This window comes from Acinetobacter sp. GW821-FHT01C12 (genome assembly GCF_059422625.1).
This window is the reverse complement of sequence record NZ_JBWKXD010000012.1, coordinates 27,765-43,693: the sequence shown is the minus strand read 5'-3', so window position 1 is coordinate 43,693 and position 15,929 is coordinate 27,765. Positions and strand designations below refer to the sequence as shown.

The following is a 15,929-nucleotide window of genomic DNA, read 5'->3' as shown; positions in this document are numbered from 1 at the left end:
AAATTTAACAATAAAAAACACAGCTTAAGCTGTGTTTTTTATGAGTAAGTATCTAAAACAAGTGCTTATGCAATCGCTGCAACGACAGCCTCGCCCATTTCAGCCGTACCAACTTTACGCATACCATCAGACATAATATCGCCAGTACGCAAGCCTTGGTCTAAAACTTGCCCTACAGCATCCTCAATGGCTTTTGCAGCCACTTCTTCACGGAAGGTGTAGCGTAGCATCATTGCCACAGAAAGAATGGTTGCAAGTGGATTAGCAACGTTTTGGCCAGCAATGTCAGGAGCAGAACCATGACAAGGTTCATACATACCTTTGCCATTCTCATCTAAAGAAGCAGATGGAAGCATACCAATAGAGCCAGTTAGCATTGCTGCTTCATCGGAAAGAATGTCACCAAACAAGTTCCCCGTCACAATCACATCAAACTGTTTTGGCGCACGAACCAATTGCATTGCTGCATTATCGACGTACATATGTGAAAGTTGAATATTTGGATATTGTTGTTCTTTAAGTGCAGTCACTGTCTGCTTCCAAAGCTCAGTCACTTCAAGCACGTTGGCTTTATCCACTGAACAAACTTTACCGCCGCGTAAGTTTGCCATTTCAAAAGCAACTTTTGCGATACGTTTAATTTCAGACTCTGAATAAACGTCGGTGTTATAACCTTGCTTCTCACCATTTTCGAGTTCACGAATACCGCGTGGTTGACCAAAGTAGATGCCACCCGTCAGTTCACGAACAATAAGGATATCTAACCCCGAAACTATCTCTGGTTTAAGACTAGATGCATCCGCCAATTGCGGATAAAGGATTGCAGGGCGTAAGTTAGCAAATAGATTTAATTCACTACGAATTTTCAATAAGCCACGTTCTGGACGAATTGAACGTTCAATATTATCCCATTTTGGACCGCCTACAGCACCCAGTAAGATTGCATCTGCTTTTTTCGCTTGTTCCGCTGTCACTGCTGGGTAAGGTTCGCCATGTGCATCAATTGCTGCACCCCCTAACAAACCTTGTTCCCATGTTAAACCTAAATTAAATTTATCATTGACACGTGTCAGTACTTTTTCAGCAGCAGCAACGATCTCAGGACCGATACCATCACCTGCCAAAATCAAAATTTGTTTAGACATTTGTAGTTCCATTTATTTTTCAGTATCTATACTGATGTGAGATTAAATCTTCTGTTCAACAAATTCGCTCACGCCAGTCACCGCATTATGCGGGCGACAAAAACGGCGAATTGTCCGTTTTTCTTGAATCATATCGACACATAGCGGTGTCGGTGAAGAAACATTCAGTAAACTTCCTGAACCCTGTGACCTTAAGCGATACATCTTAAATGTGTATTTTTGATTTGCTTTAAAATCATGAATAACATGGAAAACTTCAGCATGTTGTTTAGTGATTGGATAGAATCGAATCACCATCTCATATTGCTGAGGTGGAATCGTTAAATAAACACCATTTTGATCTAAAGGCTCACCCGTTAATTTGAGATAACCCTTTTGAATGGCGCTACGATTGGCACGTTGTGCACGTTCATCCATGATAATCACATCATTTAAGCGCGCAAATTCACAATGCTCTGCACCTGAACAATAGACAGAAACCGAATTTTGGCTGATATGTTTATTTTCAGCTTGCTTGATACGCATTAAATCAACCATTTGAGTGGATTGACACGCACTAAGCATAAAGCTTGTTAAACCGATTAAAACACTGCAACTCAAAAACTTAGTCATTGCTCAACCCCAACCCTCACTTCACTGAGTCAACATTCATTTTGTTATACTCGCATGTTAGCAAGAGTTGGGCATTCACGCTATGTGTAAAATGTTCGCTGAAAATTAACCTTGAATTTCAGCAAATACCCAAGGACGTGATTGTTTGGTTTTTTCTTCATAAGCACGAATTTCATCCGCAGCCTGTAAAGTCAAACCAATATCATCCAAGCCATTCAATAAACAGTGTTTACGAAATGGATCGACCTCAAATTTAAAAGCTTCACCACTTGGTGTACGGACTTCTTGAGCTTCTAAATCAATAGTTAATTGATAGCCTTCCTGAGCAGCACATTCTTTAAACAATTGATCCACAACAGATTCAGGCAAAATCACTGGCAACATGCCATTTTTAAAACTGTTATTGAAAAAGATGTCTGCGTAGCTTGGTGCAATCACAGTACGAAAACCATACTCTTCCAATGCCCAAGGCGCATGTTCACGACTCGAACCGCAACCAAAATTGGCACGAGAAATAAGCACAGATGCCGCTTGGTAACGTGGCTGATTCAAAATAAAATCAGGATTCTTCGGACGTTTAGAATTATCCTGCCCCGGATAACCTTCATCTAAATAACGTAATTCATCAAATAAGTTATCACCAAAACCGGTGCGTTTAATTGATTTTAAAAACTGTTTTGGAATGATTAAGTCGGTATCTACATTGGCACGGTCTAAGGGTGCAACAATACCCTGTTCAACGGTATAAGCTTTCATCTCTTTGCTCCTTAAGCCTGATTAGAATGAACGTACATCAACAAAGTGACCTGCAATTGCTGCCGCAGCTGCCATTGCTGGACTGACAAGGTGAGTACGTCCACCATTGCCCTGACGGCCTTCAAAGTTACGATTTGAAGTCGATGCACAATGTTCACCGGGTTGTAACTTATCAGCATTCATCGCCAAACACATTGAACAACCTGGCTCACGCCACTCAAAACCAGCTTCGATCAAGATTTTATCTAAACCTTCCGCTTCCGCTTGTTGTTTCACTAAACCAGAGCCTGGAACAACCATTGCCTGTTTAATACTAGACGCTACTTTTTTACCTTTTGCCACTTCTGCAGCAGCACGAATATCTTCAATACGTGAGTTGGTGCAAGAACCAATGAATACGCGGTCTAATTGAATATCAGCCAATGCCTGACCTGCATTTAAACCCATATATTGATACGCACGGGTCCAGTCATTACGCTGTACATCATCTTTGGCCTGTTCCAAAGTTGGAACGGCTTGAGATACAGGAATCACCATCTCAGGAGAAGTCCCCCAAGACACTTGTGGTTCAATTTCTTCACCATTTAAAACCACGATCGTATCAAAATGTGCATTTTCATCAGAATGTAAAGTATTCCAATACGCGACTGCCGCATCCCACTGTTGACCTGTTGGTGCATAAGGACGATCTTTAACATATTCAATCGTTTTGTCATCGACAGCAACCATACCAACACGCGCACCGCCTTCGATTGCCATATTGCACACAGTCATACGCCCTTCAATCGACATATCACGGAATACCTGACCACCAAATTCAATTGCATGCCCAGTACCGCCAGCCGTTCCGATTTTACCAATAATTGCCAAAACCACGTCTTTTGGGGTAACACCTTGACCTAATGTTCCGTCAACACGCACCAACATGTTTTTCATTTTCTTCTGTACTAAGCATTGTGTTGCCAATACATGTTCAACTTCTGATGTTCCAATCCCGTGTGCCAAACAACCGAATGCACCATGTGTCGCTGTATGTGAGTCACCACATACCACCGTCATACCCGGTAAAGTTAAACCTTGTTCTGGTCCAACGACATGTGCAATACCTTGACGGACATCATTAATGTCAAACTGCACTACATTAAAGGTTTTACAGTTATCGTCTAAGGTCTGAACTTGGATACGAGAAGTATCATCTTCAATCCCAGCAATCCCTTCTGAACGCTCTTTGGTTGATGTAGGAACATTATGGTCAGGTGTTGCAACGTTAGCACTTAAACGCCAAGGTTTACGTCCAGCAAGTTGTAAGCCTTCGAATGCTTGTGGAGAAGTCACTTCATGCAATAAATGACGGTCGATATAAAGTAATGCTGAGCCATCATCACGTTGTGTTACAAGATGGTCATCCCACAATTTGTCATACAAAGTTTTTACTGATTCTGTTTTTGCTTTTTGGTTTTCGCCTGCCATGTCGAAATGCTCCACTGGACTGGGTAATTCTTTCATTCACTCAATTATAACCACGTTTTTACATAAATCTAATTTATCATTTTTATTAATTTAAAAACTTTTTGGAATTAATTCTATCCAAATAAATGCTCCTAAAATCACCTTTATAAAGTATTTAAATCAATGATATATTTTCAATGACTTTAAAAGCACTTGGCTTAATCATCAATAAAAAAATAGAGCTTAGACAAATAAATGTATGTCCTAAACCATAAATTAAGCAAATCCATGATTTAAAAAGAACTCAATACTTCCTATATCAACAATCACGATGCAATGTATAAAGAATAAAATATCGCTTTATCCAATCAACATTAATCAAAAAAACCTTTTTACATTACAATTGATAATGATTATTATTTAACTATTGAATTAATAAGTGGTGATTCTCATGGCGAGTATCCAAAATTTCCTACAAAGCAATCAACGTGTTTTCAAAAAAACCTTAAGCTATTACATCATGCATATCACAGTAGCAATGCTGGTTGCTTATGCAGTGACTGGTAATTTTTGGATGGCTGTGACATTAAGTTTACTTGAACCGACTGTACAAGCATTTGCATTCTTTTTCCATGAAAAGGCTTGGAATAAACGAGACCAAAAGGCAGCACAAAGCACTGAAATTAAAATCTAAATCATATGTATTTTCTGTGGTTGGAGCTGCTAATCACCACCGCCTCCTCCACAGCTGCTACAACTACTACAAGAGGAAGATGAATCAGAACTTGTACTATGTGAATGGCTCGAATCACAGGATGAACTTGATCCTGAACATGAGCTAGAAGAACATGACGATGTTGCAGAAGCCTGTGGAAAATCTGAAGTTGAACTCATCATTTGGCTATACATTGTCATCATAAACGGTAAGCTAAAAATTAAACCCCGCTCCCATCGAACATGGGCATCAACCTGAAAAATTCGAGCTAAGACCTGCGTGTTTTGTGGATTCAATCCATGTAAAGCACATGCCCCATGCCAAGTATTGAGCAATTGCTGTCTTTGAGCAGCTCGCTGTGATTCTGTTACTTGTAAATCATGCGGTTTATGAATCAGTTCATAGCCTAAAAAACGTTGGCTCATGGACTGATAAAAGTCATCAAATTCTTCAATCAATATATGCCATAGCGCATCCACTGAGTGTGAAGGCATTGCATAAGCTCCCCTACGCCACAAATGAATTGCTAAATAGTCTTTAAAACCTTCTTCAATCAATGGATAAGAAGATTGTCGAATGTTTGGGTGTCTTTGTTTAAAAGCAAGCCAAATACGATTTGGAAATTTAAAATTCTCCAACTCTTGTATTTTTCTTAGGCGATTTAACCGAAGCTTCAACCAAATTATGCTGAGAATAGCGATGATAATGCTGGGGAAATAGATATTGAAAAAATATACAAAGATTAAGCCTAGAGCAGAAAATATCAGTATCGTGGTAAAAAATCGAAGCCAAGTTTTAGAGAAGGTATTTCTAGTATGTTGTTGAAAATAGTGAATGGTGGTGTTTGTTGGTTGATTCAAATAGCTTTCCTTTTGTTGTTTTTATGCGCTGAATATAAATGAGCTTTGCTTAAATTGTACAGTAAAAAGTTGTATTAAAATTTTTCCAAAGCACGAATAGAACCAATCACTTTGCTAAAAATAAAAAAATTTGAAAATTACTTTGATTAATTCTTAAATTTTCTAAATAATGAATTACGCATAAAAATTCTTTATGGATGGAAATATTATGAATCTCGCTGCTTTTGAAGCCTTTGTCAAAGTTATGGAAACTGGTTCGATTTCTATGGCAGCAGAACATCTGTTTATTACTCAGCCAGCTGTCACCAAGCGCATACATAGCTTAGAAGAATATTTCGGCGTCAAACTTTTTGAGTCTGCAGGTCGTGGTGTTCAAGCCACACATGCAGCGCATTCATTATTACCTAAAGTAAAAAACTGGTTAAATGAATTGGGAGATATTCACCATACCCTGAGTCATGAGCAAGGTGAAGTTCGAGGAAAACTCAAGATTGGCACCAGTCACCATATTGGCCTGCACCATTTACCACAGCATTTAAAAAAATATGTACAGCACTTTCCTGAAGTCAAACTAGATGTACATTTTGTGGACTCTGAACAAGCGCATGAACAAGTGCTTGCTGGGGATTTAGAACTGGCATTTTTAACCCTTCCGCCACAAGGTGATGAGCGTTTGCGTTATATCACGATTTGGAATGATCCTTTGGTATTCGTGGTTGCACCTTTTCATCCTTTGGCACAAAAAAAGAACCTTAAGCTTGAAGATCTGATCGAATACCCAAGCTTATTACCAGCAGCACAGACTTATACCAGTCAAATCACCTTGGCAGAATTTGAAAAGAAAGGTTTAAAGCCAAAAATTACCATGAGCAATAATCCGCTTGAATCTATTCGGATGTTGGTTTCCATTGGTTTAGGCTGGTCTGTTCTACCTAAAACCTTGTTAAATCAAGACTTACAACAACTTGATATTCGTTTTGAAATGAACCGCCAATTGGGGATGGTTTGGCATCCTGGACGGACCCAGTCTAGAGCTGTGCAGGAATTGATTGAGATGATGAAATAATCTCTGCAATAAAAATCCCTTATCTTGTTACTCAAGATAAGGGATTTACATATTACACAGGGATGGTCGTACTTATCTTTCCCTTCATTCCCTTATAAAGTCTTCATTGCACAATTTTTTACTTTACTGAGTCTTCATGTAGAGACTCATTTAACTGATCAACCACTAATGCCCATTCACCATCAGATTTAATTTTTTCAGCAAGAAACTGACGTTGTCCCTCACTCCAATAAGATGCGTCTGTAATTAGAGTATCTGCATCCAACTGGTGATTTTCAATAAAACTTTGAATTGCTTCTTCGCTAGAATCCAAGCCGAGTTGTTCAAATAAATTGGTCATTCTTGGACGTGTCTGGCTCATTATATAATCTCCGTCAGTTTTAAAAGTGCTCAAATCAACATAGCATTTTTACACTATAAATGAAGTACAAAATCTTCATTTATAAAAATATTTACAAAACTTCTCATTCTTGACAAAACAATCAAGCCATAAAAAAGCAGTGATCAACACTGCTTTAAATCACAATAATCGGCCCAGCTCAAATCGACCAATCCTGGATATCCCAACCCTGTTCTTTTGCCAGATGCTCAAGACGATCATCAGGATTTACTGCAATCGCATGGTCAGCATATTCCAATAAAAAACGATCATTAATCGAATCTGAATAAGCCCATGATTCAGTGACAGTACGACCATCGAGCCATTGATCCAAACGTGCCAATTTACCTTTTTGGTAACATGGAATATTGGTCACTTTCCCTGTGTACTTGCCATCTTTTATTTCAGCATTGGTCGCAATAATTTCGCTGATACCAAATTCACGGAAAATAGGTGCTGTAATAAAATCTGAAGTTGCCGTAATACCAACCAACGCATGGCCTAAATCTTTATGTTTTTGAATCGCGGCAAAACCAGCTGGACGCATTTGTGGACGAATCACTTTTTGCATAAACAACTGATGTAATTCAGTTAAATAATCATTATCGTGTTGAGTAAGAAACTCAAAGACAAATTCATTATAAGCAATTGGATCAAGCTTGCCTGCTTTGTAGTCTTCATAAAACTGATCATTCATCGCACGATGTCGGACTGGATCGACCAAGCCTTCATTGACTAAGAACTCTCCCCAAGAATGGTCAGAATCTGTATTTAATAAGGTGTGATCTAAGTCAAACAGCGCCAATTCCATGAAAATACTCGTTTAAACTGAAATTTAAGAAAAAAATTGTAAATCTATCACCGCTAGTCGATAGAAATTCGTTAAGATCATAGCAATTTTAAAACATTATTACTTTGACTTTATCGAGTTGGACAAAAGAGTGTATGTCCCCATATATAAAGTCAAATGAAATTAACAAATTTTAGGTAGCCAAATGATCGACTCAGAAGGTTTCCGACCCAACGTCGGGATCATTTTGGCAAACGATATTGGACAAGTTTTATGGGCAAAACGCATTGGACACAATGCTTGGCAATTTCCTCAAGGAGGTATCCAGTTTGGAGAGACTCCTGAGCAAGCTCTATTTAGAGAACTACGAGAAGAAGTTGGGCTCCTACCCGAACATGTCCAAATTATTGCCCAGACAGATGACTGGTTGCATTATCGTTTGCCGCTTCGATACATTCGCTCGGATTCCGATCCGATTTGTATTGGACAAAAGCAAAAATGGTTTTTACTGAAACTCACAGCTTCAACGAAACATATTCAGTTGAATCTCTCTGACCCGCCGGAGTTTGATCAATGGCAATGGGTTAGTTACTGGTATCCGCTTGGACAAGTGGTGAATTTTAAACGAGATGTTTATCGTAAAGCGATGATGGAGTTATGTATGCGAATGCCGCAATATACAGCTGAAATTTCTTCAAAATATGAATGATTTTTCAAGGTAGTACTGTTATAAATAATACTGATGAAGTCGCTTTAAAACATAGCTTAAATTAGGAGCATACATCCATGTCGAACATGCAACTGGACACATTAAGACGTATTGTACAAGAGATCAATGCGTCAGTCAGTTTGCATGATTCTTTGGAAATCATGGTCAATCAAGTTTCCGAAGCCATGCATGTTGATGTTTGCTCTATTTACCTTTTAGATGAACGTAACCAACGTTATGTACTCATGGCAACTAAAGGCTTAAACCAAGAATCTGTGGGGACAGTTTCCTTACAACTTGGCGAGGGTTTAGTTGGTTTAGTGGGGCAACGTGAAGAGATTGTCAACCTAGACAATGCGTTTAAACATGAACGGTTTGCCTACTTCCCCGAGACAGGGGAAGAGATCTATAACTCGTTCCTTGGTGTTCCAGTCATGTATCGCCGCAAAGTGATGGGCGTGATGGTGGTTCAGAACACCGAACCTCAAGATTTTAGCGAGGCAGCAGAATCATTTCTGGTGACCTTATGTGCGCAACTCTCTGGGGTAATTGCTCATGCACATGCAGTGGGCAATATTGATGTTTTCCGTAAACCCAGCAATTCATCTAACTACAAGACCTTCCAAGGTTCATCTGGTGCAGGCGGTATTGCACTTGGCCGTGCCATCATCCTTTACCCTCCGGCAGATTTAGCTTCAGTTCCAGACCGTGATGCGGATGATATTAGTGAAGAACTTAAGCTTTTAGATCAAGCCATTGCTTCTGTACGCAATGAAATTCAATCGCTTGATGACAAAATGCAAGATTCGCTCATGGCGGAGGAGCGTGCTTTATTTAGCGTGTTCTTACGTATGTTGGATGAAAATGCCCTACCTGCTGAAATTAAAGAAATTATTCGAGATGGAAGCTGGGCGCAAGGTGCAGTTAAAAATGTGATTGAACGCCATGTTGCACTTTTTGCACAAATGGAAGATGACTATTTACGTGAACGTGTATCTGATTTAAAAGACTTGGGACGCCGGATCCTCGCAGCATTACAAGAAGGCGATACCAGCCATAAAGAGATCACCTCTGAAAGTATTTTAATTGGAGATGAGATCAGTACAGCTGCTTTGGTTGAGCTTCCTGTAGATAAAATCGCCGCGATTGTAACCTCTGAAGGGGCTGCCAACTCCCACATGGTAATTGTCGCCCGTGCACTCGGTATTCCAACTGTGGTGGGTGTTACTGAGCTGCCGGTAAATACCCTTGATGACGTTGAAATGATTGTCGATGCTTATCAAGGTCGGGTTTTTGTCAATCCACCACGTCGTTTACGTACACGTTATAAAGAGATCCAAAAAGAAGAAGAACAAATTGCCAAAGATTTAAAGCAATATGAAACCAAAGATGCCATTACACCTGATGGCGTTGCTGTAAAGCTGTATGTAAATACTGGTCTGATGATTGATGTGGTACGTGGGGTTCAACGTGGTGCAAAAGGTGTAGGGCTTTATCGTTCTGAAATTCCATTTATGCTGCGTGAACGCTTCCCAGGCGAAGAAGAACAACGTGCGATTTATCGTCAACAGCTTAGTCACTTTGCCAACAAACCTGTGGTGATGCGTACACTTGATATTGGTGCGGATAAAGACCTGCCATATTTCCAAATTGAAGAAGAAAACTCAGCGTTGGGGTGGCGTGGCATTCGTTTTACTCTCGATCACCCTGAAATCTTTTCCTCACAAATCCGAGCAATGTTAAAAGCCAGTATCGGCTTAAACAATCTACATATTTTATTGCCAATGGTCACCAGTGTCAGTGAAGTAGAAGAAGCACTTTACTTACTGGAACGTGACTGGATTGCGGTTCAAGAAGAAGAGCAAGTTAACTTCGCCAAACCGAAAATCGGGATTATGGTTGAAGTACCGAGTGTACTTTTACAAATTGGTGAATTTGCTGAATTGGTCGATTTCTTCTCAGTCGGTTCAAATGACTTGATTCAATATTTATTGGCAGTTGATCGTAATAATCCACGTGTATCCAGTGTTTATTCACATTTCCACCCTTCTGTACTTCGTGCTTTAACGCGTTTGGTTCAAGAATGTCATAAGTATGAAAAACCGATCAGTATTTGTGGAGAAATGGCAGGCGACCCACTCTCAGCTATCTTACTTATGGCAATGGGATTCAATACCTTGTCGATGAGTTCAAGTAATATTCTGCGTGTGCGTAAAGCGATTTGTCATGTATCAATGACAGATGCACAAAAGCTATTAGAAGAAGTGATTGCGATGAATAACCCACTCATGGTCAAGAGCTGGATGGAGTATTACTTTAAGCATCATGGTCTGGCTGATATGGTGAAATCGAATCGTCTAGTCAATATTTAATTGTTTATTTTTATTAGATTTTTATAATTATTTAAGCAAAAATTGCAGTCCACAAAAAAGGCCGATAATCATCAGAATATCGACCTTTTTTGTGTTTATCATAACCACGTTTTGCATTCTTTTTACGATCTACAAACACTTGGCTTTTGTTGACTTCATGCATGTGTTTAGCCACAAAGTTGTGAATCACAACCTCTGGCATTGCTTTTTTCTTTGCCATTTTCTTTACCTATTTTGTTGTATACCACTTGATCAGTGGGAATCTGATATTACGCTTTTTTGTGTAGAATACAAGTATTTGTATTGATCAAGTTTGTGACAATTTCCTAGTGCACTCTTTTTACCTATTACATCAAGGCAAATTTGCAGATTTATCTCAAATTGATTTTAATCATCAGAAGGTCATCTTTAATTTAATTAAAATTTTACAAATCAGATTGAAAACTTCATGTAATTCATGAGTATTGTTATCTATAGTATTAAAAGAAATTTGAATATAAATATACTCAATAAAATATAGGGTAATGAGTTAGAACTGGAGGATCATGTGTTCAATCAAAAGAAATTATCGAGTTTTCTACTATTGTTGGTTATCCCTACACTTGGTTTAATCGCATGTAGTAAACCTGAGAAAGCGGAAGTCATAACAACTGAATCAAGTGCGAGTTCTGTGCCATCTGAAACTGTGAAAACTGAATCTACAGAGAACACTTTTGATCTCTCCAAGATTCCAATTTCAAATATTACACTCAGTCAGTTTCCATATATTTCTTTGCCAAATGGCTATCAGTTTCACGAAGCAACAAGCGTAAATTTTGAGAAAATACCATTTTGGACAGGTCAACATATCGAAAATGTTGAAGGTCAATTATATAGTGCAGCCATTCAACAAAATGAAAATTATAAAGAAGGAAGTTTTTTAGAATTGCAACGTAATTTGGAAAATGTAATCCAGCAATTGGGTGGCAAACAAATTACCCAGAGTAAAATTCCTCAACAAGAATTAGAAAAGATCCCACAAAAATTCCAAGTCGATTATGTTGCAGGATTGGGAGATGTTTTTAATAACCCGACACAGACCTTTGTGATACGCCAAGCGAATAAAAATATTTGGTTTCAATTGACACAGACAGGGAATGGACATGCTGGCCTACTTGTCGCAGAAACTAAACCTGTTGAAATTACTGCAAAAGCATTAAGTTCAAACCAACTCAAAACAGCTTTGGATAAGGACAATAAAGTCAATATTGAGGTTAACTTTGCCACGGATCAAGCGAATATTTTGCCTGACTCTCAACCCCAAATTGAACAAGTCATTCAACTGCTAAAAAACAACCCTGAACTCAAATTGAGTATTAATGGTCATACAGATAATTCAGGTGATACCAAACATAATCAAACGCTTTCAGAACAACGTGCAAATGCTGTTGTTAAGGCTTTAACCAATAATACTGGGATTCAACAAAGCCGTTTAACAGCCAAAGGCTTGGGAGATACACACCCTATTGCGGATAATTCAACTGAAGACGGTAAAGCTTTAAATCGTAGAGTTGAGCTGATTAAATCTAATTAATTCTGTGAAATGCTGAGTTCAATGAACAAAGAAAACCTATTATAAATAAATGGGTTTTCTTTTAAAAATAGCTCACTCACTACATACACGATGTACTCAGTAAAACTCTATCTAGCAATCGTTTTACATCTACAGCTTGCACATCTAACATTCCAGCCACTCGTCCATAAAACACACTATAAGGTGTTTTAATAAAAGCATTCGCTTGTAATCTACTGTTGATTCTTCCGCTCACAAACAAATTTTTATCAAAAGATAAAAACTGCGATAACAACAACTTATTTACAGAAATAAAAGCTCAATTACAGCAGCTTTCAATAAAAAACAAAAATATTAAATATTTTCAACAATATAAATTTGCCGAAATCAAAAAATGCATATATATTGTATATACATTTTTTTTGATTATCACCTTTGGGGATAAATACGTCATGGCTGAATTACCCAAAAAGACAAAGGTGAATAAAAAAGATGGGCAACTCTTAATTCGCATTAACAGTGCTGAGCGTGACCAGTTTTTACAACTCTGTGAAACGATGGATACCAGTGCAGCACGTGAGTTAAGAAAATTTATCCGTAGTTTTATCAAAAAACATCAGCCAACGGATACTCAAACTAAGGAGTAACATGATGTCTAAGCAAGTTAAATCTTTAAAACAGAAAATCAAAGCACGTTTGGAAAAAATCTCCAAACACGAAGGTAAATTGAAAAAGCTCAAAAAAAAGCTTAAAAAACAAAAGTAATTTCGATTACACATCCCAAGCTTGAACTTTGATAAAAGTGGCTTAAAAAAAGCGGCATTATTTACATAATGCCGCTTTTTGCGTTTTCGAAGGGGTTAAGCTAAAGCTCTATCTAACAAACGTTTTACATCCACAGTTTGTGCATCTAACATTCCGACCACGCGTCCATAAAACGCACTATAACGTGTTGCAATAAAAGCATCCGCAACAAAATCTGGTGCATGTTGTTTCAGTAAGATAGCTTGTGCCAAGATGACCAAACGACTGACTAAGCTACGTGCCATAAATTGCAATTCATCTGCTTGTAAGCCACTAAATAATTTAAATAAAGCTTGTAATTCATCTTGTAAAATTGAATCTTGAGCTGCAACTTGTGCAAATGATTTAAATAAGACTTCAATTGATTCACGGTCACGTTGGATTGCACGTAATACATCCAAACACATCACATTACCAGAACCTTCCCAAATAGTATTTACAGGGGCTTCTTTAAAAATACGAGCCATGATTCCTGTATCGACATATCCATTGCCACCGAAGACTTCCATCATCTCACCCGTCAACTCTACAGCACGCTTACACACCCAGAACTTTGCTGCTGGTGTCATGATTCGTCTCCATGCCAGAGATAATTCATCATCACTCTCATAGCAATGCGCAAGATGAAAACTCAATTGCATGGCTGCTTCTGTTTCCAAGGCTAAATCCGCCAATACTGCTTGCATCAACGGTTGTTCCGCCAAATGTTTACCAAAGGCCTTACGCTGACGGGTATAGGCTATACATTGCACCAAAGCCTGACGTAACATCGCACTTGAACCGACTGAACAGGTCAAACGTGTATAGTTTGCCATTTCAATAATCGTGGGAATCCCGCGCCCAGCTTCACCTATCATAATGCCCCAAGCATTTTTAAATTCAACTTCTGAGCTTGAATTACTGCGATTACCTACTTTATCTTTGAGTCGTTGTACTTGAACCGGATTTTTTGTCCCATCTTCTAGCCAACGTGGTACAAAAAAGCAGGCCAATCCATCTTGTTCAGTTTTTGCCACGACTAAATGTGCATCACACATTGGTGCGGAAAAGAACCATTTATGTCCTGTCAGTAAATATGCTTGCCCACGTCCTGACTCAGCTACAGGAACAGCCCGTGTTTCATTGGCGCGCACATCTGACCCGCCCTGCTTTTCCGTCATCCCCATACCTAACCAAATTGATTTTTTCTGAGAAATCGGAATGTCACGTTCATCGTATTCCGTCGATAAGAGCTTTTCACCGACTTTTGCCCACAATTCTGGTTCATTTTGAATTAAGGGAATACTACCTAACGTCATAGAATTAGGGCATAGATTGCCACACTCAACTTGTCCACTCAGGAAAAATCGAGCCGCCCAATCGACCCATTTTGAACTTGATTGTGGATGATTAAATGGATGTGCGTGTGTGTCAAATTGTCGATTTAGCCGCATCCATTTATGCCATGCAGGATGAAATTCTAGAAAATCTTTACGGCGACCACGAGCATCAAAACTATGTAATTCAGGAGTATGTCGATTGGCCAAATCGGCATATTCATAATATTCAGTAGAACCCGCAATCTGTGAGAGTTCAGTTAGGCGTTGCTGATCCTGACTGCCATAACGTTGCAAAATTTCTTGTAAGACTTGATCTGTAGTCAATAAATTATAATTTTGCAGTTCGTCAAACTGATTGCTGATTTCATGTGTTTGCCAATTCTCTGCTGTGTTCATCCTGAATTCCTGTCTTGTTGTTTTAACCAATTGCATTCAGTATAGAAGAAAATACCTTCAAGGATGTTCGGATTATTTTTATGGCTTTACCTGCAATCAATGTGCGTCGTAAACCCCGCCAATCAAGGGCACGTATCACACAAGAAGCGTTGATGGAAAGTTTTGTTCGGCTTTTACATGAACATCCTGCCAATAAAATTACCATTCGTGAAATTACCGATCTTGCTGGTGTGGGTTTAGGGACGTTCTATGAGTATTTTTCTAAAAAGGAAGATTTGATTGCTTTAACTATTCACCAACATGTAAAAAGCAATGCAGAAGTCTTAAAAAGTTATGCACAAAGCGTGTATGACTTATCCACAAAATCAGATTTTCAAAGCTATTTACAGCAAATCATTCATTTTCAACTTGAGCAAATTCAAGCACAACAATTTTTATGGGCCCAGTCTTTCTTATTAGAACGACAGGTTTCCAGTATTGAAACATATCAAAAAAGTTATGCCATGATGGTAGAAATGTGGCAAAACATGCTGAAACCTTTTATTCAGGATGATGAACAACTCAAACAGATGAGTCTAAATGTACAACGAATTTGCTATGGTTTTGTCTCGCAGACATTGTTGATCGAACCTGAGTTTAAGGATTGGAAAGTTTTGGAGGTGGATATGGTTCAACTGCTCATCAAGCTAGTTTAATTTTACATAACGCCTAGTATGTTGGTTTTTAAATAATATCTTGCCTATGAAAGAACGCTTTCTTTAAAAATGTAATAAAATAGCTAAGCCTCATCTAAACTTCTTAAAAAAATGAAAGAGCCAGAACAAATCAATAGAGAATCATCAAAACTTAGTCGTTCATCTTACTATTGCGCAATACTCAATATTTTCATTATTGCGGCAAGCATTTTTTATTCTATTTATATAGCAAGCCAGTCTTGTAAATTTACTAATATTTGTGAAAGACCGCTATATGAACTTTTGTTTGTAAGTGCTGCTTTTCTCTGTA

At 38.5% G+C, this 15,929-nt stretch carries 16 protein-coding genes; 7 read left to right on the top strand and 9 right to left on the bottom strand.

From position 1 onward, the window contains the following. Positions 1-65: 65 nt before the first annotated feature. From leuB to leuC, 4 genes are all read right to left on the bottom strand, one after another. Complete coding sequence (gene leuB, locus AC07WY_RS18950) at positions 66-1,145, bottom strand: 3-isopropylmalate dehydrogenase (protein ID WP_004718091.1); 1,080 nt, start codon at positions 1,143-1,145, stop codon at positions 66-68. 42 nt (positions 1,146-1,187) lie between these two features. Then, positions 1,188-1,757, bottom strand: coding sequence for a hypothetical protein (locus AC07WY_RS18945; protein WP_262084951.1), 570 nt, complete (start codon positions 1,755-1,757; stop codon positions 1,188-1,190). A 105-nt stretch (positions 1,758-1,862) separates the two neighbouring features. Next, positions 1,863-2,513 (bottom strand): 3-isopropylmalate dehydratase small subunit, encoded by a 651-nt coding sequence (leuD, locus tag AC07WY_RS18940; protein WP_004718096.1) that lies wholly within the window; start codon positions 2,511-2,513, stop codon positions 1,863-1,865. Positions 2,514-2,534: 21 nt separating this feature from the next. Continuing rightward, positions 2,535-3,983, bottom strand: coding sequence for a 3-isopropylmalate dehydratase large subunit (gene leuC, locus AC07WY_RS18935; RefSeq protein ID WP_004718099.1), 1,449 nt, complete (start codon positions 3,981-3,983; stop codon positions 2,535-2,537). Positions 3,984-4,407: 424 nt separating this feature from the next. Between leuC and AC07WY_RS18930 the strand changes: the two genes are divergently transcribed. Continuing rightward, positions 4,408-4,656, top strand: coding sequence for a DUF2061 domain-containing protein (locus AC07WY_RS18930; protein WP_171066891.1), 249 nt, complete (start codon positions 4,408-4,410; stop codon positions 4,654-4,656). Positions 4,657-4,685: 29 nt separating this feature from the next. Here the strand turns inward: AC07WY_RS18930 and AC07WY_RS18925 are convergent, their stop codons facing one another. Continuing rightward, positions 4,686-5,315, bottom strand: coding sequence for a UCP032817 domain-containing protein (locus AC07WY_RS18925; protein ID WP_494736934.1), 630 nt, complete (start codon positions 5,313-5,315; stop codon positions 4,686-4,688). 430 nt (positions 5,316-5,745) lie between these two features. On the opposite strand from AC07WY_RS18925, the gene AC07WY_RS18920 reads away from it, so the two are divergent. Then, positions 5,746-6,603, top strand: coding sequence for a LysR family transcriptional regulator (locus AC07WY_RS18920; RefSeq protein ID WP_004718104.1), 858 nt, complete (start codon positions 5,746-5,748; stop codon positions 6,601-6,603). A gap of 118 nt (positions 6,604-6,721) precedes the next feature. Here AC07WY_RS18920 and AC07WY_RS18915 read toward each other — a convergent pair whose 3' ends face one another. Both AC07WY_RS18915 and AC07WY_RS18910 read right to left on the bottom strand, forming a co-directional pair. Continuing rightward, positions 6,722-6,964 (bottom strand): DUF2789 domain-containing protein, encoded by a 243-nt coding sequence (locus AC07WY_RS18915; RefSeq protein WP_004718105.1) that lies wholly within the window; start codon positions 6,962-6,964, stop codon positions 6,722-6,724. Positions 6,965-7,142: 178 nt separating this feature from the next. After that, positions 7,143-7,793 (bottom strand): HAD family hydrolase, encoded by a 651-nt coding sequence (locus AC07WY_RS18910; protein ID WP_096732890.1) that lies wholly within the window; start codon positions 7,791-7,793, stop codon positions 7,143-7,145. Between the two features lie 184 nt (positions 7,794-7,977). Here AC07WY_RS18910 and AC07WY_RS18905 point away from each other — a divergent pair, with 184 nt between their 5' ends. Together AC07WY_RS18905 and ptsP are read left to right on the top strand one after the other, a co-directional pair. Beyond that, positions 7,978-8,481: an RNA pyrophosphohydrolase gene (locus AC07WY_RS18905; RefSeq protein ID WP_004718109.1), complete on the top strand. Its 504-nt coding sequence runs from the start codon at positions 7,978-7,980 to the stop codon at positions 8,479-8,481. 77 nt (positions 8,482-8,558) lie between these two features. Continuing rightward, positions 8,559-10,853, top strand: coding sequence for a phosphoenolpyruvate--protein phosphotransferase (ptsP, locus tag AC07WY_RS18900; protein WP_004718112.1), 2,295 nt, complete (start codon positions 8,559-8,561; stop codon positions 10,851-10,853). A gap of 31 nt (positions 10,854-10,884) precedes the next feature. Here ptsP and AC07WY_RS18895 read toward each other — a convergent pair whose 3' ends face one another. Continuing rightward, entirely contained in the window at positions 10,885-11,073 is a 189-nt protein-coding gene (locus AC07WY_RS18895; protein WP_004718115.1) for a DUF7230 family protein, read from the bottom strand. Positions 11,074-11,400: 327 nt separating this feature from the next. Here AC07WY_RS18895 and AC07WY_RS18890 point away from each other — a divergent pair, with 327 nt between their 5' ends. Then, positions 11,401-12,426, top strand: coding sequence for an OmpA family protein (locus tag AC07WY_RS18890; protein ID WP_494736918.1), 1,026 nt, complete (start codon positions 11,401-11,403; stop codon positions 12,424-12,426). Positions 12,427-12,857: 431 nt separating this feature from the next. After that, positions 12,858-13,052 carry a hypothetical protein gene (locus AC07WY_RS18885; RefSeq protein ID WP_004718119.1) on the top strand — a complete coding sequence of 65 codons (195 nt, stop codon included), beginning with the start codon at positions 12,858-12,860 and terminating at the stop codon, positions 13,050-13,052. Between the two features lie 213 nt (positions 13,053-13,265). On the opposite strand, the gene AC07WY_RS18880 is transcribed toward AC07WY_RS18885, so the two are convergent. Continuing rightward, the gene (locus AC07WY_RS18880; RefSeq protein ID WP_419335530.1) at positions 13,266-14,924 is read right to left on the bottom strand and encodes an acyl-CoA dehydrogenase family protein; all 1,659 of its coding nucleotides are present in this window, start codon (positions 14,922-14,924) and stop codon (positions 13,266-13,268) included. 80 nt (positions 14,925-15,004) lie between these two features. Here AC07WY_RS18880 and AC07WY_RS18875 point away from each other — a divergent pair, with 80 nt between their 5' ends. Beyond that, positions 15,005-15,619: a TetR/AcrR family transcriptional regulator gene (locus AC07WY_RS18875; protein WP_419335529.1), complete on the top strand. Its 615-nt coding sequence runs from the start codon at positions 15,005-15,007 to the stop codon at positions 15,617-15,619. The last annotated feature ends 310 nt before the right edge of the window (positions 15,620-15,929 follow it).